The following is a 22,919-nucleotide window of genomic DNA, read 5'->3' on the forward strand; positions in this document are numbered from 1 at the left end:
ATAGACGAAATGATGCCCGAAACAAAGCGATATCACCATTTATAGACTGGTTCGAAAAGCAACAATCTTTGCGAAAACAGCCTTTGAAAAAGAAACAAGTGTTTATTGGCTATTCTTATATCGACACTTAATCTACTACTACTGAATCGCTAAAAAGGGTTAGGTTTTCAACCTGTGGCAGAAAATCAATCTTCTGAAGGAGCACATCACGGTTATAATCAACATTAAATCGAGAATAGTGATCGATTTGAGAAGCACCGGTTACAGTCGTATTTGCGTGATCAATCGATGAAATATCACCACGAATTGAATTAATGATTAAATCATCTTTTGAGAAAACGCCTCCGTCAATGTAAAACAAGGATCCTACACCATAGAGCTCTGCGACTCCATCGGTGTAAAAGAAAGCTTTTAACGGCTTAATACTAGCATCATTGGGTAAGTTGCCTTTTTCATCGCTATCAGCGAAGTTGGAAAATTCATTCATTCTCGTGATCGTTAAATCACCTTGAGATAAAAGAATAAGTTGCTTATCTCCGCTATTCCCAACTGGTAGTATGTTTAAGTTGGAAACAATAGCAGACCCTCCAACATACATTACCGCATCGAAAGCCACATTATCATCTTCTGATCCGTTTTGAGAAATCTCATTGTTGTTACCTTGTATGACTAAATTTCCTTTTGAAACGATATTTCCTGTGATTGATGTGACTGAATCAAAGACCTTAATGGTTAAATCATCTTGGGAGAAGATATTTCCGGTAATTGAAAAGTCTTTATGACCTTCTAACACTATACTTCCTGCTGAGATGATGTCACCGTCGATTATAGAGCTTGCGGACTCATTATAAATATATACATTACCAGTTGTGACAATATTTTTTAAATTGACGGGTGCATTCCCGATAATATAGAGATCACCATCGATAATGAGTTCTGGCAAATTTAGGGCTTCTATGTTGCCGTTGACAACAAGATCACCTGGAATGGTTAATACAGAGACTGGACTAGTGAGATTTTTATCGATTTGAAAGATAACATCTTTGCCACCAGCCAGAAGGTCACTGAGAGCTCCTCCTAATAGTCCAGACAAGGAATCAGTTATATCCTTTAATATCCCATCCTCAAAGACCGAAACATCACTAGGAACCGATGTAACGGAATCGAGTGAATAGGTAGACGTAATGGTTGAGACTAAGTCTTGGGGATTATTAGTACTAATTAATCCGGCTGGTAATAAAACATCCGTTTGTTGAAGAATCGTTTGACCTAAATCAATATTCACAAATTGACTATCGTTCTTTAATGGCGGAATTTTTCCTTTGTAGAAATGATTTGGAGTTAAGATTGAGCTGAATTCTGAGTAGGTACTTTCTTTGGAATTCGTGTATAAATCTCCATGAATCGATGGAAACGGTGTGTCAACATCTTTGGTTGTGTTGTTTGTTAGAACGTATTCTGCCTCTTTTTGAATTGCGATGGAATTTGCAAATAGATTGCCTTCGATGTTAGGAGATCCGTTTAATCTTAGAGTTCCAGCTGACCCGACTGCATATTTTAAAAAGCTAGGAAGTGGAGATAAAATAACTCGCTTTCGTGCCGTTCGTTTCACAAAACCTTCTTCTCTGTCAGGAGTCTCCGTAACAACGACCAGTTCGAGAACCCTAGTTAAGTAATCTGTTGTATTGATTGAAAATGTTTCTAAAGTTGAGAGTTTATCTCCTAAGCATTTATTTTCATCCCCTGTTGCGTAATATGTTGGAGCATCTTGGCTTACGTCAATCACATTCACACACGAGACCGAATCAAGCGACTTATATTTACTTAGGATTGAACCTGTAATGATAGATGATAGATTTGAGTCTAATAATGATCCTGAAAGATTGACTAGAGAGAATGTTTTTGATTCCAACGATAGATCAGCTGTCATTTGATCGATTATTTTTAAGCCGTCATAGGTAATCGAAATATCAGTCTCTCGGACTTCGGTTCGTTTTGCACCACTAATGGTAGCTGACACAATGGCTAAACCGATGGTGACAAGTACTAGTGTCGTAATCATGACATTCAATAAAGTGTTTCCTTGTTCATTTTTCAAACGTGCTGCCCCCTTTCCTAAAATCCAAATCGGCTTTCTAATGTGAGCGTTCGCTTTAAACGTGGATTTTCGAGTGTATATTGGAAGTCTAATATGGCATTTTTGCATCCTTCTGTTGTTCCTTGTTGAGAACAATCAAAAGTGACTGTTGAGCCAGCAAAGGATGAGGGAGTTTCAAATATGCTATTACCAAATTTCCAAGCGGATTTTCCGTTTACTTCTACGAGTTGCAGAGTTGTTTCAGTTATGGAAGAGGCACTTTCTTCACCAACATCATAAAATTCTTTTCCCTTTGGTTTGTCTACTGTTGTATTTTTTGCATTTACAAAAGTAATACATTGACCTTGGGAACCACATTGTTCAATATAATCAAAAGAAAGAGCATACATTTCTTGCATGATAAGAGATGAAACATAATCGGCATCTTCTCTAAGTTGGCCCTCAATACTAATTTTATCGTATATTTTATAGCCTGTAATAAACGTCCCATATGTAAGAGGTAGCAAAATGCTTGCGATCGTAATTGTGACGAGTAATTCGATCAACGTAACACCGCTAGGATCGGATATCTTCACTTTTAATCGTTCCATCCAAGGTCGTATGATAGTCGCGATCATTCACTTCCCACCTCACTTCAATTGTAATAGGAATATAGTAGTCTTCTTGCTTGTTTGCTGGTAATTTTTCAGAAAAAATGGATACATCATAACTCAAATTATTTATAGAAATAGACTCACAAGTTTCTGGAGCTGTACTTTTTGTGTCAAAGTATTGATAAGCAGAGTCGCAAATAACTAGTTGAAGTGCAAAGGAATCTGATTCTATAGTCCCGTTATGTACGCCTGCGTAGATATCTTTCAATTGTAAAAAATTTTGTTGTTCCATAAACATTAAAGCGTTTCGTGCAACGTTGATAGCGACAGTTTTTTTCTGATTTAAATTTGTATGTGTACCTGCTTGTAAGAAGAAATTCATAAAACTTAGGAGGACAATGCTTAGGATCGTAATCGAGACAAGAAGTTCCAATAAAGTAAATGCGCGATTATTTTTTAAGTAATTTAACAGTTTCATTCCTTCACCTTCTTTTAAAATGCATGAGTTTATTATACAATATCTAGTAGTCGAATATTGTGGAAGTGAGTCAAAAATAATAGAAATTTTTAGAAAGGGAGGGAATGAGCTCATGTTAGAGTTGATAATGGTACTTTTGGCCTTAGTTGTACTTATTCCGATACTTTATTATTTGCCATTAGGCTATAACCTGAAAGGAAAGCTTTTATTAACTGGAATTGCATGTTTACTCGCAGTTGCTGGAATACTGGCGGTACAATCATATCCCGTTTGGGGAGTTCTTCTCGTCTTAATACTTCTTATTTTCTGTTCGACCTATTTTATCCAGAAAAAAATGAGTCCTCTACTGTTTTCTCATTTAAACAACGAAGAAGTAGCAGCTGATTTAGAAAAAGACTTGATAGAAATCGAACTAGAAGACATTCTTCAAGAGGAAGAAGAGATAGTACTTGAGAAACTGATAGAAATCGATCCTGAAATAGCCATTCTAAAAAATAGCGACACGATTGAAGAGGAACAAGCGGACGTTATGAAAGAGCTGAATCTAGAGAATATACTAGAAAAGAGAGACCTCGGTAGCTTATTGGAAGAAGATAGTCCTTCCGTGGAAGAAGATCTAGTGGAAAGTTTGGATGAAGCAAATACTATTGAAATAGACATGGTTCATTCGACAGAAGTTGCTGACCAAGAAGTTCAAGTTGAGGAAGAAGAAGATTTAGAAGCTCTGTTTGCAGAAATTCTTAATGATGAAACATTTTTAGAAAAAGTTAACGATAATTTGAAGAATGAGGAAGAAATTGACGGAAAATCCGTGGGGAATGAAAGGTTTTTGCGAAATCCTATGGAAATTGTCGAAGATATAACGGAAAATAAAGAGGATACCAAAAAGCTAGAAGGTATTGATGATCCAATCGTCGATATTCACCAAGCTAATGAAAACGTAGCAGCAGGAATCACTGAAATGACTCCAAAGGTAGATGCTGTACCAGAGGATATTCATGAAGACTTGTTGTTAGAAGAGTGGTTAAGTAAGTTTGAAGAAGATGTTGAAGAAGATGCAGTAACAGAAGAGATAGGCGAAGCTGATATAGACGAGGAAGTAACAGAAGACAAGTTAGTAGAAGCGCTTGTTGGTGAAGGAACAAAAGATTCGAAAATAATCGAAGGTACAGACGAAGCTGACAATGTAGAAAGAGATTCAATCACAGAAGAGTTGGATATAAGTGTAGCCGAAGTGGTTCACGTCAGCAAGGAAGAATTAACAAATAAGGATGAAGAGATATATCAGATCGAGGAAGAATTACCGGTGGAAAGAGCAGTGAAACCCGTAGCTCATGAATTATTCCAGACCATTCTTGCTCAAATTCACTTTCAAAAGCAAACCCTTTCCGCTGCAGACTATGAAATTCAGTTGAGAGAATATATAAAACCGGTACTCCATGATCAAGATTATTTTACGTTTGCGACCTTGCTAATGAATCACTTCGTTGAACAGGAAAAATACACATTACTGGATGAATTTTTATCGTCCATCGATGCTCGCTTTTCAGAATATCCAGTCTTATCCGCTCAGCTTCAGTTTTACAAAGATTGGCTGAACAACAATTAAAATAGATATTAGAGAATAGGTGTGAAGACATGAAAAAGAGTGCAGAAATGAAAGGTCTACCCATTATTAGTATAGCAGATGGAAATGAAATTGGTTCTGTTAAATCTTTAGTCATTAATCCAGAGAAAGGCTCTGTGGATTTCTTAACGATTGAACATGAAGACTGGCAAGTAAGTGTGAAGGCAATTCCGTTTAAAAAGGTTATTGGCATTGGTGAATTTGCCGTCACAGTTGACAATGAAAATGCTGTCATTGATTTAAATGAGATTCCAATCGCAAATTCATTAGTAAATAAAAAAATAAAAATAAATGATACAAGAGTAATGACTCGTAAAGGTCAGCTTGTTGGCGATGTTGTGGAATTTATGGTTGACGACGATACGGGGTCTATCCTTGGTATGCAGATCAAAACAAACAGCCAAGAAGCGTTGCTTGAGGCACAATACGTCTTAACTTATGGAAAAGATATCATTATTGTTCAAGAAGAAGCGACTAATCACTTTAAATCAAGCCTTGATGAGAAGAAAGACGATGTTGTGGAAGAGTTACTAGAAGATGTGAGTCCGACTCAAGGTATTGAGCAAATACAAAATAAACAAGTTAATTTACTTGTTGGGAAAAGAGTAACAAAAGATATTTACGATCCAACAGGCTCAGTTATTATTGCTGCCGATACAGAATTAGAAGAAGCTCATATCCTGGCAGCAAAAGCAGCAGGACCATCAGTGTTTGTTGAATTATCAATGAATGTAGAAGCTTAGGTGTGTGTAAGAGAAGGGGGAAAATCGGATGAAATTTACTCATGGCGTAAGAGTTTTTGTTGTACTCATCCTACTTACAACGTACTTCTTTGGATTTTCGCAACTAGGTGTTTTTGCTTTAGATAATCTTCTCTCTGAAGATGGTTTTACCAATAATACAACGATTGGCTCAATCGATGTGAGCAATTTTACCGTAGAAGAAGCTGATCAATTACTTCAAATTGAAGTAGAGGATTGGTTGAAAGAACAAAAAAATGAGCTGGAATATAATGAGGAGCAGTTCCCTTTTCCTGCTGAATTATTTTCTTTTAATCTGGCTACTTCGGTACAATCTGCTCAATCAGGTCAGGAAAACTCCCTACGAGCTTCGATTAATGAGTCTGCTCTATCGGAGTGGCTAAATGCTTCTTACTCTATCTCTCTAGAAAATGTAAATGTTAATTTGATTCTACAAGAAATTGAGCTGATTGCTTCCACGCTAACAAATGGAAAAACGCTTTCGCTAAATGAGTATTTAATAAGTGAGGAGTTGGGTGAATACGTATCAGAGGCGATCTCCGCTGAAGTGGACGTTACACCAGATGTGGTTCAACTGGTAGAGGCATTAAGTCCCATTCATTTGCCGGGACAAACTTCTTTTTCTTTTAATGATTACGTGAAGAACTCAGGCATTTCCTCTCAAGACTATGAAACAATGGGTCTCATAAGTTCTTTAATCTATGAATTAACGTTGCAAACAAATTTTCAAATCATTGAAAGAAATACTAGTAAGCAACTTCCAGCTTCAATTGATTTAGGATATGAAGCCAAAGTACAACCAGAACTAAACTTGGATTTTAGTTTGGCCAACCCGAATGAAGCCTTATATGTTATTAAATTGGAGATTTTAGGGAATAAACTGTATGGGCGGTTAGAGGGTAAACCTCTCCCGGCGACTTACTCTGTTCTACTTCAAGGTAAAGAGACGTTTTCACCGAAAACGATTATTCAGTACAGTCCCAAAATCACTACAGGAAACGTAGAAGTTCAATTTGAGGGAAAAGATGGCGTGTTAATTGAAGTCATCAAGAAAATCGTGAATTCGAGTGGAGAAGTGACAGGCACAGTACAGATAGCTGAAGACTTCTATCCTCCCCAACATCGTATCGAAGTTCATAGTTTAGTAGTTCCAGAATCTGCGGCTACACAATCAGGGCAGAAAAAGGGAGATGACTCTTCTGGACCAACGAGCGATGAGGAAGATAAAGTGAAAGATTCAACCGTTCCTCCGGAAACAGTCGGAGGAACAGGAGAGGACGCAAAGAAAATAGGTGAATCAACAAAGACGAAGAAGTCTAGTGAAGAACCAAGTCAAGATGAAAACTCATTGAAATAGAAATTAGGTGAAACAGATGGTAAAAGATCGTAAACGTTTAGGAGATTTATTAGTTGAAGCCGGATTACTCTCCATGGACCAACTGCAAACGGCTTTATCTGAAAAAGCAAAAGGGCAACGATTAGGTGATGTGCTTTTACAAAGAGGCTATATTACCGAACAGCAGTTGATTGAAGTGTTAGAATTTCAGCTTGGCATTCCTCATGTCAGTTTATACCGGTACCCATTTGATTCAACCTTATTTCACATGATTCCCAAAGACACAGCCAAGCGAAATTTAATGATTCCATTAAAAAAAGAAGGCGACAAACTTTTTGTAGCTATGAGTGACCCGATGGATTTCTATAGTATTGAAGACCTTCGTTTAGCCACAGGCTTTCAAATAGAAACAGCGATTGCAACAAAGGACGATATTCTGCGTTCGATAGCGAAGTACTACGATACAGATGAAGGCTTTGAGGAATTTGCCCAAGCCCAATCGGATTCAAACGAAGACATTCAGCAAGAAAATATTGTTAATCAAGATTCTCCGATTGTGCGTTTAGTGAATCAATTGCTTTCAAACGCTGTCACACAAAAAGCAAGTGATATTCATCTTGATCCACAAGAAACCAAGGTCGCTATTCGTTACCGTGTAGATGGGGTGTTGCGGACTGAACGAACACTACCAAAGCATATGCAAAGTATGCTGACTGCCCGAATTAAAATTATGGCCAATCTGGACATCACAGAATACCGCGTCCCCCAAGATGGCCGAATTAAAGCGAATCTTGATTTTCATGCCGTCGATCTTCGGGTCTCTACTCTTCCAACGGTATACGGTGAAAAAATAGTGATGCGAATCCTTGATTTGAGCTCGGCGTTAAATGATTTGACACATCTTGGCTTTAATAAAGTGAATTTAAAACGATTTTTGCATATGATTGATCAACCTACAGGAATCGTCTTGATTACTGGGCCGACTGGGTCAGGGAAATCATCGACATTGTATGCCGCGTTAAATAAGCTTAATTCAGAAGAAGTGAATATTATTACCGTTGAAGATCCAGTGGAATATCAGTTAGAGGGTATCAACCAAATTCAAGTAAACCCTAATGTCGGACTTACGTTTGCCAAGGGTTTGCGCGCAATTCTTCGTCAAGATCCGAATATTGTTATGGTCGGAGAGATTCGTGACCGAGAAACAGTGGAAGTGGCCATCAGGGCGTCCTTAACGGGTCATTTGGTGTTAAGTACGATTCATACTAATGACTCGATTGGTACTGTCACTCGCTTACTAGACATGGGGGTAGAACCATTTCTAGTAGCCTCTGCTTTAAGTGGAGTCATTGCTCAGCGTCTGATTCGCCGGAATTGTCGCGATTGTTCACAGGAGCAACCTGCGACGAAGCGAGAAGTTGAAATTTTTGCCAAAAGAGGCATGAAAATTGAGAAAATTGTCAGGGGTCAAGGTTGTTCCTCATGTAATATGACCGGCTATAAAGGACGGATGGCGATTCATGAAGTGTTGGTCATGAATGATGAAATGAAACGAATTATTTTAAATGGCGATTCTTTTACTCAGTTGAGAGATGTGGCCATCCTAAACAAAACGATTTTTTTAATCGACGATGGACTCCTGAAAGTAAAACAAGGCTACACAACAACGGAAGAAATACTCCGTGTAGCGGTGTCGGAATAGGTGATAATGATGAAAGAAAAAGTAGATTACTTACTTCGAGCGGCATTTGAATTGAAAGCATCAGACATTCATTTGACAGTGGGATCTCCTCCTGTATTCCGCATTCATGGTGATTTAAAGCAGTTTGGTAAGGAATATTTAATTCCAGAAGAAACAGAAGGAATGGCCAAATCCATTATTCCAGAGCATTTATGGCAACCTCTTGAAGAAAACGGGGAATTAGATTTTTCCTATGGAATCGCCGGTGTCTCCCGATTTCGGATTAATGCCTTTAAACAACGGTCCTGTTTTTCATTAGCGATCCGAGTTGTGCCGACGAGCATTCCTACTGTGGATGACTTAAAACTGCCAGCACTTATTAAGAAATTAGCGGAAAAACCACAAGGTCTCATTCTTGTAACCGGCCCGACCGGAAGTGGCAAATCGACAACGCTTGCTTCGATGATTCAATACATGAATACAAAAATGCGAAAGCATATTATTACATTAGAAGATCCGATTGAATATTTGCATAAACATGGAACCTCGATCATTGATCAACGAGAAGTGGGCTTTGATACACGTACCTTTGCAAAAGGATTACGAAGTGCTCTACGCCAAGATCCCGATATTATCTTAGTCGGTGAAATGCGCGATTTAGAAACCATACACACTGCAATAACAGCGGCAGAAACAGGACATTTAGTATTAGCAACATTGCATACTTCGAGCGCACCAGCTACGATTGAACGAATTGTCGATGTGTTTCCACCCGAGCAACAATCGCAAATTCGAATTCAACTAGCTTCTGTACTGGTTAGTATTATTTCACAGCGATTGTTCCCAACGCTTGATAAAAAGGGGAGACGAGCGGCGACCGAAGTGCTCGTGAATAATGCAGCCATCGCCAATTTGATTCGCTCGGAAAAAGTTCACCAAATCAACAATATTATGCAAACCTCTAAGGGAGCAGGCATGCATACGATGGAAAGCTCAATTCAAGCTTTGCTTGATGCTGACATCATCGCAAAAGACGTTGCAACGGCGTACGTCAAACAGGAGAGTGCTTTTTAATGGCACGCTTTCAATATACCGGTCGAGACCGCAAAGGCAAGAAGCAAGCACATATAACCGCTCCCAACAAACGAGAGGCCATGTTAAAGCTGAAAACATCTGGCATTCGTGTTGTGACGATTCAAGAAGTACCAGAATCGATGTTTCAAAAGGATATTGTTATCGGTAATCCAGTCAAGCTACAGCATTTGGTGATCTTTCTTCGCCAATTCTCCACTCTCCTCCAAGCGGGTGTGACAGTAGTGGAAGCAACAGACATTCTCTCAGCTCAAACGGGCAGTAAGGCCTTAAGCAAGGCCCTCAAAGAAATCGCCGATGAACTTAAGGAAGGGAATCCCCTTTCTGAAGCTTGCAGTAAGCATAAAAAAATATTTCAGCCGATCTTTATTAATTTAATTAAAGCAGGCGAAGCGACGGGGAGCCTGGATGAATCGCTTGAACGTTTAGCTGAGCACTATGAAAAGCAACATATGACGAAACAAAAAGTCATTTCTGCCCTAGCGTATCCCGCAGTCGTAGGGGTCATCGCGATTTTTGTAGTCATCTTCCTATTGGTGGCGGTTGTGCCTACCTTTGTGACAATGTTTGCTGATTTTGGTGGAGAACTTCCACTCATTACGCGGTTTGTCATCGGTGCTAGTGAATGGATGCAGAGATTTTGGTATCTTGTCGCTTTATTGATGGTTGGTATCGTTGTGGGATTTATGATGTTAAAAGCAAACAAAAAAACAAAATACTATATCGATTATGCTGTGTTACGAATGCCGATTTTTGGGACATTAATACAAAAAGCCGTTCTAGCTCGAATGACTAGAACGCTAAGTTCTTTGTTCAGTAGTTCGGTGCCGATTTTACAGGCAATTACGATTGTCGAAAAAGTGGTAGAAAACGAAGTGATTGCAGGCGTTCTACGCAAATCGCGTGAGTCGCTTGAAAGTGGCCAAGCCTTCACAGAGCCTATGAAAAAACACTGGGCCTTTCCACCTCTAGTCACACAAATGATTGCCATCGGTGAAGAAACAGGTTCACTTGATTCGATGTTAAGCAAGGTAGCTGATTTTTACGAAAAAGAAGTGGAAAACACAACGGATCGACTAAAGTCCTTAATCGAACCACTGATGATTGTCTTTCTTGCGTCACTCGTCGGAACGATTGTCTCATCAATCCTTGTACCTATGTTTGAGATCTTTAACAATGTTCAAGGCTATTAAGGAATGAGCACCTAGTCAAAATAACTATAAAATAGTCAAAATAAACTAAAATATTGTATAAAATTCTATTAATTTACAAATTACCAGTGTTCACGACAAGAATTTTATGTATAATCAAGTAGAGTACTATTTTCCTATAAGGAGACAAGAAAAGGGAGGAAAAAACATGCGCAAAAAATTAAGTCAATTATTAAAGAACGAAAAGGGATTAACGCTAATTGAATTATTAGCGGTAGTTGTTATCCTTGGAATTATTGCAGCGATTGCTGTCCCAAGTATTGGTGGTTTGATTAATAACTCGAAAAAAGATGCTCATATTGCGAATGCGGAGCAAATGGTGAATGCGGCGAGATTGGCAGTAACAGCCAACGCTGATGGGATTGGAGAAGTTACATTAGAGGAACTAGAAAAAGATGGATATTTAGAACCTGTTGAAAACCCTTCAGGTGGAACATACCATGCTACGTTGAGCAAAGTCGTTGTTGCCAAATCAACCACAACAGATTCTGATGGTAATACTGTTGATGATACAGGATATACATTTACAGTAACATTGGTATCTAATGAAACTGGTAATGGAGAACATTTATCTGGTCAACCTAAAGATATTGATAGAGATGATGTCATATTAAAACCATAATAATCTACTGTATAATACAGAGAAGGACAAATTAGTGAATTATTTTTCTATAATCATCTTCCTCTACGGAATCACCCTAGGCTCCTTCTACAACGTCGTGGGACTACGGATTCCGGTGAAGAAATCAATCGTGTCACCACGTTCAGCCTGTACTAGTTGCGGGCATGAGCTAACAGCATGGGAATTAATCCCGGTCTTTTCATATATGATGTTGAGGGGTAAATGCCGCCAATGTTCGGCGCGCGTTTCCCCTCTTTATCCTATTATGGAGCTGATTACCGGGCTATTATTTGTTCTCGTTTACGTTCGTTTCGACTTCAGTGCCGAAGCGCTAATTGGCATCACACTCGTGTCGTTGTTGATCATTATCACGGTATCAGATCTTGCTTACATGCTGATTCCTGATAAAATTCTGCTGTTCTTCTTGGGCCTTTTCTTTCTAGAGTTTCTCTTTCTGTTACCGCATCATTTGGTTGAGAGTGTACTAGGAGCGACGGTTGGTTTTACACTCTTGCTTTTGATTAGTGTGTTGAGTAAAGGAGGCATGGGTGGTGGCGATATTAAGCTGTTTGCATTGCTTGGGTTTGTCTTAGGAGTGAAGCTGGTCTTGCTTGCGTTCTTTTTCTCTACCTTGCTGGGAGCTATCGGTGGTATCGTAGGCCTTTGGTTGAACGTGTTTAAAAAAGGGAAGCCGATTCCGTTTGGGCCGTTTATTGCCACAGGAACTATCCTCGTCTTCTTTTTTCATGAAGCGATTCTGTCATGGTATTTCTCTTTCTTTATTTACTAGGCACCATTCGTATACATTTTGGTAATTTAATTCACTGTTCGAATTCGGTGGAATTCTTCATTTTTTTCAATGATTACGTTTAATTAAATACGAAAAAATGCCCCAAATTCTATAGTATTAGCGATTTCTATACTCCTGCGAATAATTAGATTTTTTGGGGAAACTACCATCTACTAAAATCGTTTTCTTAGTCTGCAATTTGTTTTGTAACAGATGGAGGGATACTCTTCCCTTGCTTTAATGTTAAATGTGATGAAAAGGGGCAATTTCTTATGACGTTCTCATGGATAACACCAAATTCTCGTATCGCCAATTTGGTGTTCACCGATACTGCGATACGTTTTATTGAATTAAAAAATGGCTCGTCTTCTGAAGTGACCAATTATGGTGAACAAGAGTTATCTCCAGGTGTAATTTCTGAAGGAAAGATCATAGAAGTAGAGATGCTTGAAACGATCCTTGAGCAATGTCTTCAAAAATGGAAAATCATGAAGCGTCAAGTTCGCTTCATTGTTCCAGATATGTTTATTATTATTCGAAAATTAACGGTCCCGAAAGACGTTAAAAATGATGAAATAAAAGGCTATCTATTTCTTGAAATCGGGACAAGTATTCATTTACCGTTCGAGGATCCGTTATTTGACGTGGTCTTGCTAGGAGAAACCGAGCAAGAAAAAAAGATTTTACTAGTGGCTGCACCGGAAGAAACGGTGAAATCCTACCAAGATTTATTAGAAGATAGTAAATTAACGCCAATTGTCGCAGATATTTCCCCCCTATCTATTTATCGCTTCTTTCACTCTTTAAACATGACCGATGCAGAAAATCATGAAATGATCTTGCAATTTGATACCCACTTAGCGACCATTTCGATTTTTCATCTGCATCAACCCATATTTATGAGACCACTTTCCCTTCGTAACGAACAGCCACTTAATATCGAGAAAGTGGATCAAGAGCAACAGCTTTTTGTGTTAGAGGATACGTTTAAGGAGATCGAGAAAGTGATGAGCTTTTACCGGTATACCTTGAATAAAGGTGAGGCTCGAGTGAATACGGTTTTTCTCGTCGGAGATCACCCGCACCTCCCACAAATTGAACAGCATTTAAGTAAGTTGCTAGAAGTAAGCATCATTTCAAAGCCAGACTTGCCGATTATGTGTCAAAATGAAGTGCTTCCTCTTCAGTATATTGTGGCGGTTGGCCTAGGGTTAAAAGAGGTGCAATGATGTTAATTGAGATAAATTTACTGCCGGACAAAATTCAAAAGAAGAAAGCACCCCTCTACGTGATGGTGGTTTTAATGTTAATTTCGCTATTCATATTTATGGGCGTGTTTTTATTCTCAAAGTCGATGCAGAAGGAAATAGCCGCAAAAGATGCCCAGCTTCAGACAGTAGAGTCTTATCGCGAGCAGCTTGAAGGTCAATTATCTACTTTTCAAACGTCCGATTCTGTTAGACAGTTAGAAGATGCGGTGAAATGGGCGGCATGGTATCCACTTGATACCGTACCGGTTATGAATCATTTAATTTCACTGTTGCCGAAAAGAGGGTTTTTTCAAGAGTTTTCGTACCAAGAAGACGGCACAATCTCGTTAAACGTCCAATTCGATAGTAGCCGAGAAGCAGCGTATTATTTAAGTGATCTGAAGCAATCAAACTGGATCTCATCGGCTACATTAAACCAATTATCTACGACCGAGGTGTCTCCTGAAAAAAGCATTATGGACGATACAACTTTACCACGCTATTACGGTGAATACGAGATTAAGATCAATCGTTTATTCGTTCAAAATGAGTTGACTAAGCGGGTACAAGGAGGCGAGGAAGAGTGAAACAAACACTAGCAAACAAAGACGTTTTAGCTGTTTTGCTCGTGAGTCTTGTCTGTGCGGCTCTTTTGTATGCCAGCTTTGCCTTTTTTTATCAACCTCAAAAAGAAGCATTGCAGACGGTAGAGTTGAAAATTGATAATGAAGAAAAACTCGTGACGGTCTTAGAAAGCAAAGTAAAAGATATTCAAAAACAAGCCTTTGAGGATACAACTAGCTTACAGAAAAAAGTTCCAGTAAAACCTTTAACGGAACAATTGCTTTTACACTTTGAAAAAGCAGAAATTTTATCGGACTCGTTTATTGAGCAAATCGAATTTACGGATGGAGACGTGAGTGACGGCGTTAACATTGAGAATGACATCCAGATTGAAGAAGTTGATGAGGCCTCAATTCAAAAAGAGGCAGTAGAAGTAACGGTCTTACCGAAGGGCTTAAAGAAATTATCTTCCACTTTGACGGTTCAATCGAAAACGTATTTTGATTTAGAGAAATTTATTACGGTGTTAGAAAACCTAGACCGAATTTTAGAAATTGAAAGTATTACGTTTGATGGTGGCGGTGAAATTATTTCAATTGATAACAATATGGAATTTGTGAGCTACAACGTGATGGTTTCTGCGTTTTATTTACCAGGCTTGCTAGATCTTTCAAAAGAACTACCAAGGCTTGACACCCCTATGCCAAGTGGCAAAAGTAATCCATTTTCAGCTTTTCCTTCCCGAGAAGATGAGGAAGAAGACGGAGAATAATATGAAAAACAGCGAAAAGGGCTATACATTAGTCGAATTATTAGCAGTAATCGTCATTCTAGGGATTTTAGCCATGATCTCTATCTTAGCAATCGGACGAATTATTAATCATTCGAAGCACCAAGCGTTTGTCGCCAATGCATATACCTTAAGGTCATCGGCACAATTCTATGTTAAAGATGCGGTAGTAAACCAGATTCCAGTCTATAAAGTGACCTACAAACAAATGGTTGACGATAACTTAATTGAAGAAATCGTGGACCCTTTCACTAAAAATGTCCTCGAATCAGACATTAATCCATCATATGTGTTAATTAAGGAGGGGACAATCGTCTCCGTATGTTTAAAAGGTGAAACAAAAAATCTTTGTAGCAAAGTGGAAGAAGGAAATGTTATTGAAACGCCGATAGCGTATTCTGTAATTTCTGAAGAAAAAATCGTCGATAATGATTAAAAAATGACGAACGCTTTAAGGTCAAGACGACAAAAGTCTTGTCCTTTTTTTTTTTTAGTATGCTAGCATGAACATAAACGGGGAAGGGGGGAGAGGATGAGTTCACATAATAAAAAGATCACGATCAAAATCAATGGAGAAGAAAAAGTCAACAATGAAAACCTTCCTGTTCATAGTTGGCAACAAATTAAAGAAGAAACAGCTGCGACAGAAGATGCAAGGAAACTTTCAAAGGATATTGAACCTTCAAAAAAGGAGCAGCAACGACCGAATAATAAAATTCACTATATGAAAGGAAGTCAGCGACCAAAGCGAACTCTTGCTTCCTATGGAAGCGGTTGGAATAGAGTAGTAGCACCGATGATTATAGCGGTAGTGGTTGGGATCTTCCTTGGTATTGTTCTACTTAAAATTGTCAAAACTGAAGGAGAGAGTGCGAATATTGTATCACTTCAAGAACAAGTTACTCCTGTAACGAACGTGAGCGAGACCGAGACCATGACTTATACTATAAAGGAAAGTTCATTCCAGGTTCTCCAAGGAGGTTTTTTTACAAATGAAGCCTCTGCACAGCAAACGGCGGATTCACTATCTCAAAAAGGATATCCTTCGGCTTTAGTCCTAAAAGACGATCAATACTATGTGTTGATTGGGATTGCAGGTCAAGTATCTGCATTGAGCCGTTTAGGGGATTATTATCAAGTGCAAAATGTGGAGATGTTCGGAAAAGCGTTTAGTCTCCCAGAAAGCAAAATACAAGTAACGAATGATGAATTTCAATTTCTAGGAGAAGCAGAGAAGATATTTAACGAAATGCTAGCGGTACTTCCTCTATTAGAAAAGAATGAGGATATGTCAGGGGCGCTAGCAACGTTAAAAAACCAGACAAGCTCCCTTGAGAGTTTTTCATTACAAATGCCAACTATTCAGTCCATTCAAAAAGAGACGTTGGCAATGGTAGCGGCGTTAGAAACCTATGAAGCAACAAAGAAACAAGTAGATTACCTGGCACTTCAACAACATTTGCTGAATTACTATAAACTTTATGTACAGCTTAAATAAGAGAGTGGAGAAAATTCATTATGACACTTTCCGCTATTTCTCAGGAAATGAAAGCAGACAGAAGTCCTGTCTGTTTTTTTTTTTTTTTTTTTTTTAAAGAATACTAAAAAACGACAATTCTCGTTAAAACCTTCTTCTTTGTTAAAGTGATTGAGTATATTCACAAAATTTGGTAGGATGAAAGATGTATCTCCCTTTCAACTAAACGAAAGATAGGTGAATGATTGTGTCCAAACCCCTCATTCTTGCATCAAAATCTCCTCGAAGAAAAGAACTATTAGAAAAACTTCAAGTTCCCTTCTCCATTCTGACATGTGAGGTAGACGAATTTATCCCTGCCGAATTCACTCCTCAAGCAGCCGTTCTATTTTTAGCCCAAAAGAAAGCAAACGTCATTAGTCAGCAATTTCCACAGTCTATTGTCATTGGAGCGGATACGATAGTCGTTTCTGAACAAAATATCCTTGGGAAACCGAAGAATGCTGATGATGCCTACCACATGTTAAAAGCATTATCAGGGAAAACCCATGATGTCCTGACAGGTGTGTCAATCCAATCGAAACAAAAAGAAGTCCATTTTTTTGAAAAAACGATGGTCACGTTTTGGGAGCTTTCAGATGAGGAAATTCATCGATACATTAGAAGTGGGGAGCCATTTGATAAAGCGGGTAGCTACGGAATTCAGGGCTTAGGCGCAGTATTCGTAAAATCTATTCAAGGAGATTATTATACTGTTGTTGGCCTTCCCATTTCAAAGGTCTATCATGAGTTAAAGGAATTCAACGTCATTTCGTAAGCTTTCCTTATGTGATCAATAGGAGGAGAGACATGTCAACGAAATTAATGATTAGAGATGTTCCCCAAGAAGAGAGACCTCGTGAACGGCTCATTACAAGCGGTCCGGCGAGTTTATCGAATCAAGAATTATTGGCAATCGTTCTTCGTACTGGAACGAAGGACGAGTCTGTTATTGAACTGGCTAACTCACTATTAACACACTTCGATGGGTTACGCTTGCTAAAAGAGGCATCTTTAGAAGAGATTACAGCGATGAAAGGAATCGGTCCTGCTAAAGCGATTCAAATTATGGCAGCGGTTGAAATTGGTCGGAGAGTTAGTAATTTGATGTATCAAGACCGATATGTGATTCGTTCACCTGAAGATGGCGCAAATTATGTGATGAATGAAATGCGCTTTCTCTCAAAAGAACATTTCGTTTGCTTATACCTAAATACGAAAAATCAAGTTCTTCACAAGCAAACCATTTTCATTGGAAGTTTGAACGCTTCGATTGTACATCCAAGGGAGGTGTACAAAGAGGCATTCAGACGGTCTGCTGCCTCGATTATCTTAGCCCTAATAGACACGAAGTTAAATGGGCGAAAATAAAAATCCCTTGTGCTCATTAATCAAATATTAATTCGCCCATTAATATTGGGCGAATCCTAGACCTTTATTCCTAATTACTGTATAATTTTGTATGGTGTTAGGCTTTTTTTGAGTTGTCATTTATTCAATTATTTCTTTAAAATTGAAGTTTACAAAAAGTTCTAAAATGGAATTGATCTGAATGTAAATCTATATGAAAGTAGCGATAAAAAATGAGCTCTAATTATGGAAAATCTACTGATGTTAAACACTCAATTGCGGGTTTTTATTTTCAACTCTTAATTGCTTGTAAGGAACTTGTATCAATATCTAAGTTGCACCCGGAAGGATATGTTGGTGTTGAATATGGTGCTGATATTACTGTTAACAAAGGGAGTAATAGTTTTATTGAAGCGAAATTTTACAAAAAGGACTATTTTACACGCTTTAGTGAAGCTATTCGTCATACTATATATAATTTTTATAATACTTATAGGAATTCTGATGATTTAAATGGCACATTTATGATAAACACCAACGTACCAATTTCTAATAATGATTCTAGTTTTTTTAATGACTGGAACAATAAAAATTTTCCTTCTCAGGACCCCTACGTAAATTTTGTAAAGGATTGTCTTGTCTACGAATATGTAGATAAAGAAGCTTTTAAGGATAGGTTCAATACATTTAAAGAATATTACAAAAATAACAACCCAGGTATTAAAAATCCTAAACACAAATCTGCCCTCATAAAACATTTACATGAAAACCCATCGGATTATAGTCAATACATACCAACTGAGATTTTATTAGGTGACAAAGAAATTTTCGCCTTTATTAAACAAGTGAATTTTGATTTCCCTGATATTAGAATTGAAAAATATGACAGTATTATTCAATTGAATAATATAATTGAGGATCACTTACAAGATTTGTATCCTTCTTTATCTACGGGCGAATATTCCAATATTCGACATTTAATAATGAATGCCTTTTTAGATACAACAGCTAGTACAGTTAAGCATGTCTTATTTGTGAAAGACCTAGACAACATTGTTAAAAACCATGAAGAAACTATAGCTGAATTAATTGAAAATGATTCATTAATTAAGACAATGATAGAGATTGAAAAAGAATTAATTAAGTATGAAAGAAAATTGATAAATAAGGGCTTTTCAAGTCAATTGGAACATATTTTAAAAGTAGTTGGAATTTGCACTGAACAATGGATTCGTGAAATTAATGTTTACGGTCAAAAAAAAGTTAATAACAGATATATCATGAGTGCAGAACACACATATACAATGAATATTTTAGATCTTTTTAAAGCTATGGCGGAGGTTTCATCGGTTTCGGAGAATAGTCTAGGGGATGTAAATCTAATCGACTTAGATGGTATTAACAATTTAGGTTTTTCAGAGTATGGAGATTTCTCATTAAGAACGACTCCTTCTTCTAGCGATAGAGAAGATGAAGTAACGTTGATTACATCATTTATAGAGCATAGTGTGAAGCAACAAGAATATCTATTTGCTACAGGTGATGAAACCATAGTTTTCGAGAATGCTTGTGAAATTTGCAAATACGATAAAAGCAGAATCGAAGAAGATATAGTTTTCGATATTGCAAGACCACACGGAACATTGATACAACAGAATCTTTATCAATCGTTTGATTATAAATGTATTTCTTGTTTAAAACTTAATAGTCAAGAAGATGACTGTGAATTCGCAAATAACTTTAAGAAAGGAAAATAATCATGGATGCGCTAATACAGAGATTGGGACTATCAAGCATTATAAATTTTCATGAATTACCGAATTGCAGAATTTGTAATTTAGATAAAGATAAAATATTAATAATTTGTTCCATAACTTCATTAAATGATATTGATGTGGTTATAAACCGTCTCCCAGGCCTTAGGAAGAAGATAATGGCTGAAATAAATAATAAAAATAATATAGCTTTTGTTCAAAATGAAAAGATTCCAATGTCAAAATTTCTTTGGGATATGTATGTTATAGGTATACATCAGGTGGATGCTGAGAATAAAGCCTTTAAATCAGAGAGTATATCGGCATATGAGCGAGATCGCTTTATTGCAAGAAAAATAGTTATTGAATATGAACATAGTGATGAATTAAAACAAAAGTTTGATCACTATGTTTTTCCGGAAAGGATATTAAATGAGTTTACATTTACTGATGTCGATGAAGATGAGGAGACAATTAATTACGAGTCTATTCAAGCTCTATTAGAAAATATAGAGGCTGTCGTAAAGGAGGAGTAGCATGTACCTTTCATGTGTTAAGATCAAGAACTTTAGAGGATATGGGGAAAATATAGAAAGAGAGGATAAATGCTATGTTTACGATGATTTAGAAGCTCCTTTGGTAATTTTTAAAGGCTATAATGGTTTTGGAAAAACTTCTTTCTATGAAGCAATTGAATGGTGTTTAACTGATAATGTATATAGGTTAGAAAAGTTTTATGATGATAAGACCTATCAAGTAAATGAACTAAAAAAAAGTCATTACTTAAAATTTTATCACCCCATCCATGGAAACACTTCTAAAAGGAGTATTTATGTTGAACTTATTTTCAGCAATGGCTTACGAATTATTAGAAGAAGTAATAGCAATATATTAAAGACCACTTTAAAAGATAATACATATAAATCCACAGTGATAATGGGCTATGGTGAAGACCTGTTTGATGTAGATAATGAAAAAGTATTACAAAAATTTATTTCAAAGGCTAAAAATATGCAGGTGTTTTTCCATACACATATGCTAGGTCAAGAAAGTATTAGTGATTTTTTAAGACATAACTCTCCTTCTAAAAGAAGGGAAATTTTCATGCAGTTATTACATGAAGAGGAATTAAACTCACTCTACCTTAAAGTTCAAAAGTATAACAATAACGGAAATGCTCTTTCAAAAAAAAGTACCGAATTAGAGAAACAAATAAATTCTCATTCTAATACCCAAATAGAAATAGAGAAATTCATTAATAATTTAGGTTTTAGTAGCATAGAAGATTATCTGAAGTCTACCGAGAAGCATTATCTGAAAATGGAAAATCTTATTAAAGAAAAAACTGAGTTTAGTAATGAACTAAATATTAATTCTCTAATTTTGGAAAATAAAATTAATATTGAAAATTGCAGTCAATTCCTGCAAAATGTTAGCTTTTCGCAAACAAGCCTTGTCAACCAAAAAGAAAACCTTTCTACAGAAAAAGAAAAATATAAACGCTTAAAAGGAAAACTAAGGACTTGGAAATTACTAAATGAAGGTATTAATATATTAAAAAAATCTGACCATGCTTCAAAACTATTAAACAACAATTTTGAAAGCCTTCAGAAAAAAATAAATGAATTGAAAGTAACAAGAACTCAATCTTCAAAATCATTAGGTGAATTCGAGGAGAAGTTAAAAGAAGTTCAATCGAAGAGTAATATTTTCTCATCTCTTAAAACACTTATTAACAAAAATGATTTATTGATTAATGAAAAATTTTGGGATCAATTATACAGAGAAAAACAGAATCTAGAAAACTTCATATCAACTTATCAAATGCTAATCCCACAAAGTGAAAAAACTATTAATGTCGATCTAAATTGGTTTTATTTCATTAGAAGCAGATATAATGAACTTCAATTGGAATTAAAAGAAAAAAATTCGAGCTTAGATGAAATTCAAAGAGTTAAAGAGAAGGTCTCTACACTGAATAGTGAGTATCAAAAAGCTCTATCACAAGTTAAAAAATTGTTGATTGAAAATCCTGATATAGACAAATGTCCAGTCTGCTTAAATGAAGACTTTTCTTACATCAATATAACTAATGAGTGGGAACCTAATTCAAGTGTTTCAGATAAAATACTGAGTATAATTGATGCTACTTCGTCTTCAGGGAATGAAGAAATAAATGACTTGTCTGAAAAAGAAAACGGAATTATTGAAGAAGTAAAGTTACTACAAGGTTTGTTACAAAAAGAAGTGATAAATAAACTAATTACAAAACTAGATAAAATCAGAAATGAATATACTTCCTTATATAGCCGAACAGAAGAACAAATCAATAAGAAAATCGAGGAATATGAAGGTATTGTAAATAAGCAGCAGAAAGAATTAGATAAAGCTTCAAGTAAATTAAATAAGCTTGATGAATCTTTTAAAATCTTGTTTGGTGCAAGAGAATTAAAAACAAATCTAGTATCAAATGAACTCAAAGCATTCATTAAAACTAAAGATGATTGGTTTAAAATGAACGCCGAAAAGTATGTAATATTAAATGATATAGACAGTATATCAGATATGGAAAATGAGATATCCATTCTTAAAGAGGAAAGAATTAATGAATTTTCTGAGGAACAATTAACAAAACAAATAAAAAAGATTAATGATAAAGATAATTTTATCATGGAAGTTTTATCTGTTATTAAGGAAATGTTAAAGCTTAAACTTCCAGTTGAGTATGAATCGTCGTTAAAAGAATTCGATCAGTTAGATAACAAAATATTAGAATTGTCTAATAAAAGAAAAATAGTTGAAGAGTACCGTGAAGAAGTAAGTGATCTTCATGGTAAATTGCTTGGTCAACAAAGGCGTGTTGTAAAGGAGAGATTAGAAAAACATCCAATTATCAGCTGGGTATATGAGACTATTAATCCACATCCTTTCCATAAAAAATTGCATATTACTAATACTGAAAGAGGAACAAATTTTATTGGAGAAACTCAATTAGACGATAAAATTGAATTATACTTAGATCAAATGTTCAGTGCAGCCCAATTAAATATTCTTGCATTAAGCATTTTTCTGGGATTAGGACTTACACAACGATACAGTAGTCTAAATCAATTGTTTCTAGATGATCCAATTCAAAGCATGGATGATGTAAATATACTTGCTTTAATTGACGTTATTAGAGCTATTATGGATTCAAGGTATAATGACAAACACATTGTAATCTCAACACATAATGAAGACTTTGCACAGTTGGTCTCTATTAAGATGAGGAATAGAGGCGTAGTTCAGTATAATATAACAGGTTATACAGAAGAAGGACCGAAAATAGTAAAAATAACATAATGATAATCTATGAATAAGTATTAAATGCTTAGGGGGATTTATAGTGGAGACAAAGCTGCAAAAG

The 22,919-nt window shown here is 36.5% G+C and carries 20 protein-coding genes and 1 pseudogene; 18 read left to right on the forward strand and 3 right to left on the reverse strand.

The features are described from left to right. Positions 1-127: 127 nt before the first annotated feature. From U8D43_RS01415 to U8D43_RS01425, 3 genes are read right to left on the reverse strand one after another with little or no spacing between them, the layout of a single operon-like run. Positions 128-2,098 carry a bactofilin family protein gene (locus tag U8D43_RS01415; protein ID WP_335869174.1) on the reverse strand — a complete coding sequence of 657 codons (1,971 nt, stop codon included), beginning with the start codon at positions 2,096-2,098 and terminating at the stop codon, positions 128-130. 17 nt (positions 2,099-2,115) lie between these two features. Continuing rightward, entirely contained in the window at positions 2,116-2,715 is a 600-nt protein-coding gene (locus tag U8D43_RS01420; RefSeq protein WP_335869175.1) for a PilW family protein, read from the reverse strand. After that, complete coding sequence (locus tag U8D43_RS01425; RefSeq protein ID WP_335869176.1) at positions 2,654-3,169, reverse strand: type IV pilus modification PilV family protein; 516 nt, start codon at positions 3,167-3,169, stop codon at positions 2,654-2,656. The genes U8D43_RS01420 and U8D43_RS01425 overlap by 62 nt, the downstream gene beginning before the upstream one ends. Before the next feature lie 112 nt (positions 3,170-3,281). Between U8D43_RS01425 and U8D43_RS01430 the strand changes: the two genes are divergently transcribed. The 18 genes and pseudogenes from U8D43_RS01430 (at position 3,282) to U8D43_RS01515 (ending at position 22,855) form a co-directional block, all read left to right on the forward strand. Further along, a complete protein-coding gene (locus U8D43_RS01430) occupies positions 3,282-4,778 on the forward strand; it encodes a hypothetical protein (RefSeq protein WP_335869177.1) in 1,497 nt (498 codons plus the stop codon). A gap of 29 nt (positions 4,779-4,807) precedes the next feature. After that, positions 4,808-5,539: a PRC-barrel domain-containing protein gene (locus tag U8D43_RS01435; protein ID WP_335869178.1), complete on the forward strand. Its 732-nt coding sequence runs from the start codon at positions 4,808-4,810 to the stop codon at positions 5,537-5,539. Between the two features lie 28 nt (positions 5,540-5,567). Continuing rightward, a complete protein-coding gene (locus tag U8D43_RS01440; protein WP_335869179.1) occupies positions 5,568-6,914 on the forward strand; it encodes a hypothetical protein in 1,347 nt (448 codons plus the stop codon). A 16-nt stretch (positions 6,915-6,930) separates the two neighbouring features. Further along, complete coding sequence (locus U8D43_RS01445; RefSeq protein WP_335869180.1) at positions 6,931-8,595, forward strand: GspE/PulE family protein; 1,665 nt, start codon at positions 6,931-6,933, stop codon at positions 8,593-8,595. A gap of 9 nt (positions 8,596-8,604) precedes the next feature. Further along, positions 8,605-9,648, forward strand: a complete 1,044-nt coding sequence (locus U8D43_RS01450; RefSeq protein WP_335869181.1) for a type IV pilus twitching motility protein PilT — start codon at positions 8,605-8,607, stop codon at positions 9,646-9,648. After that, positions 9,648-10,859 (forward strand): type II secretion system F family protein, encoded by a 1,212-nt coding sequence (locus tag U8D43_RS01455; RefSeq protein WP_335869182.1) that lies wholly within the window; start codon positions 9,648-9,650, stop codon positions 10,857-10,859. Before U8D43_RS01450 ends, U8D43_RS01455 begins: the two co-directional genes overlap by 1 nt. Positions 10,860-11,025: 166 nt before the next feature. Further along, positions 11,026-11,499, forward strand: a complete 474-nt coding sequence (locus U8D43_RS01460; RefSeq protein ID WP_335869183.1) for a competence type IV pilus major pilin ComGC — start codon at positions 11,026-11,028, stop codon at positions 11,497-11,499. 34 nt (positions 11,500-11,533) lie between these two features. Further along, positions 11,534-12,289 (forward strand): prepilin peptidase, encoded by a 756-nt coding sequence (locus U8D43_RS01465; protein ID WP_335869184.1) that lies wholly within the window; start codon positions 11,534-11,536, stop codon positions 12,287-12,289. Positions 12,290-12,561: 272 nt separating this feature from the next. After that, positions 12,562-13,518 (forward strand): type IV pilus biogenesis protein PilM, encoded by a 957-nt coding sequence (gene pilM / locus U8D43_RS01470; protein ID WP_335869185.1) that lies wholly within the window; start codon positions 12,562-12,564, stop codon positions 13,516-13,518. Next, entirely contained in the window at positions 13,518-14,126 is a 609-nt protein-coding gene (locus U8D43_RS01475; RefSeq protein WP_335869186.1) for a PilN domain-containing protein, read from the forward strand. Before pilM ends, U8D43_RS01475 begins: the two co-directional genes overlap by 1 nt. Further along, on the forward strand, positions 14,123-14,875 hold the full coding sequence (locus tag U8D43_RS01480) for a hypothetical protein (protein WP_335869187.1): 753 nt from the start codon (positions 14,123-14,125) through the stop codon (positions 14,873-14,875). Before U8D43_RS01475 ends, U8D43_RS01480 begins: the two co-directional genes overlap by 4 nt. 1 nt (position 14,876) lies before the next feature. Beyond that, positions 14,877-15,329: a type II secretion system protein gene (locus tag U8D43_RS01485; protein WP_335869188.1), complete on the forward strand. Its 453-nt coding sequence runs from the start codon at positions 14,877-14,879 to the stop codon at positions 15,327-15,329. Between the two features lie 96 nt (positions 15,330-15,425). After that, the gene (locus U8D43_RS01490) at positions 15,426-16,391 is read left to right on the forward strand and encodes a DUF948 domain-containing protein (RefSeq protein ID WP_335869189.1); all 966 of its coding nucleotides are present in this window, start codon (positions 15,426-15,428) and stop codon (positions 16,389-16,391) included. A 226-nt stretch (positions 16,392-16,617) separates the two neighbouring features. Further along, positions 16,618-17,187 (forward strand): Maf family protein, encoded by a 570-nt coding sequence (locus U8D43_RS01495; RefSeq protein WP_335869190.1) that lies wholly within the window; start codon positions 16,618-16,620, stop codon positions 17,185-17,187. A 32-nt stretch (positions 17,188-17,219) separates the two neighbouring features. Next, a pseudogene (gene radC, locus U8D43_RS01500) lies at positions 17,220-17,741 on the forward strand (RadC family protein); the annotation flags it as partial. 251 nt (positions 17,742-17,992) lie between these two features. Then, positions 17,993-19,516: a hypothetical protein gene (locus U8D43_RS01505; protein WP_335869191.1), complete on the forward strand. Its 1,524-nt coding sequence runs from the start codon at positions 17,993-17,995 to the stop codon at positions 19,514-19,516. Between the two features lie 176 nt (positions 19,517-19,692). Then, positions 19,693-20,049 (forward strand): ABC-three component system middle component 1, encoded by a 357-nt coding sequence (locus tag U8D43_RS01510; protein ID WP_335869192.1) that lies wholly within the window; start codon positions 19,693-19,695, stop codon positions 20,047-20,049. Position 20,050: 1 nt separating this feature from the next. After that, positions 20,051-22,855, forward strand: coding sequence for an AAA family ATPase (locus U8D43_RS01515; protein ID WP_335869193.1), 2,805 nt, complete (start codon positions 20,051-20,053; stop codon positions 22,853-22,855). Positions 22,856-22,919: the final 64 nt, after the last annotated feature.

The sequence above is a fragment of the Bacillus sp. 2205SS5-2 genome (assembly GCF_037024155.1).
Lineage (GTDB): Bacteria > Bacillota > Bacilli > Bacillales > Bacillaceae_K > Bacillus_CI.

Bases quoted from the DNA above. Each gene is read 5' to 3' on its own strand.
- U8D43_RS01420 (WP_335869175.1), bottom strand. From the start codon at position 2,715: ATGATCGCGACTATCATACGACCTTGGATGGAACGATTAAAAGTGAAG.
- U8D43_RS01425 (WP_335869176.1), bottom strand. From the start codon at position 3,169: ATGAAACTGTTAAATTACTTAAAAAATAATCGCGCATTTACTTTATTG.
- U8D43_RS01430 (WP_335869177.1), top strand. From the start codon at position 3,282: ATGTTAGAGTTGATAATGGTACTTTTGGCCTTAGTTGTACTTATTCCG.
- U8D43_RS01435 (WP_335869178.1), top strand. From the start codon at position 4,808: ATGAAAAAGAGTGCAGAAATGAAAGGTCTACCCATTATTAGTATAGCA.
- U8D43_RS01440 (WP_335869179.1), top strand. From the start codon at position 5,568: ATGAAATTTACTCATGGCGTAAGAGTTTTTGTTGTACTCATCCTACTT.
- U8D43_RS01445 (WP_335869180.1), top strand. From the start codon at position 6,931: ATGGTAAAAGATCGTAAACGTTTAGGAGATTTATTAGTTGAAGCCGGA.
- U8D43_RS01450 (WP_335869181.1), top strand. From the start codon at position 8,605: ATGAAAGAAAAAGTAGATTACTTACTTCGAGCGGCATTTGAATTGAAA.
- U8D43_RS01455 (WP_335869182.1), top strand. From the start codon at position 9,648: ATGGCACGCTTTCAATATACCGGTCGAGACCGCAAAGGCAAGAAGCAA.
- U8D43_RS01460 (WP_335869183.1), top strand. From the start codon at position 11,026: ATGCGCAAAAAATTAAGTCAATTATTAAAGAACGAAAAGGGATTAACG.
- pilM (WP_335869185.1), top strand. From the start codon at position 12,562: ATGACGTTCTCATGGATAACACCAAATTCTCGTATCGCCAATTTGGTG.
- U8D43_RS01475 (WP_335869186.1), top strand. From the start codon at position 13,518: ATGTTAATTGAGATAAATTTACTGCCGGACAAAATTCAAAAGAAGAAA.
- U8D43_RS01485 (WP_335869188.1), top strand. From the start codon at position 14,877: ATGAAAAACAGCGAAAAGGGCTATACATTAGTCGAATTATTAGCAGTA.
- U8D43_RS01490 (WP_335869189.1), top strand. From the start codon at position 15,426: ATGAGTTCACATAATAAAAAGATCACGATCAAAATCAATGGAGAAGAA.
- U8D43_RS01505 (WP_335869191.1), top strand. From the start codon at position 17,993: ATGAGCTCTAATTATGGAAAATCTACTGATGTTAAACACTCAATTGCG.
- U8D43_RS01510 (WP_335869192.1), top strand. From the start codon at position 19,693: ATGGCTGAAATAAATAATAAAAATAATATAGCTTTTGTTCAAAATGAA.
- U8D43_RS01515 (WP_335869193.1), top strand. From the start codon at position 20,051: ATGTACCTTTCATGTGTTAAGATCAAGAACTTTAGAGGATATGGGGAA.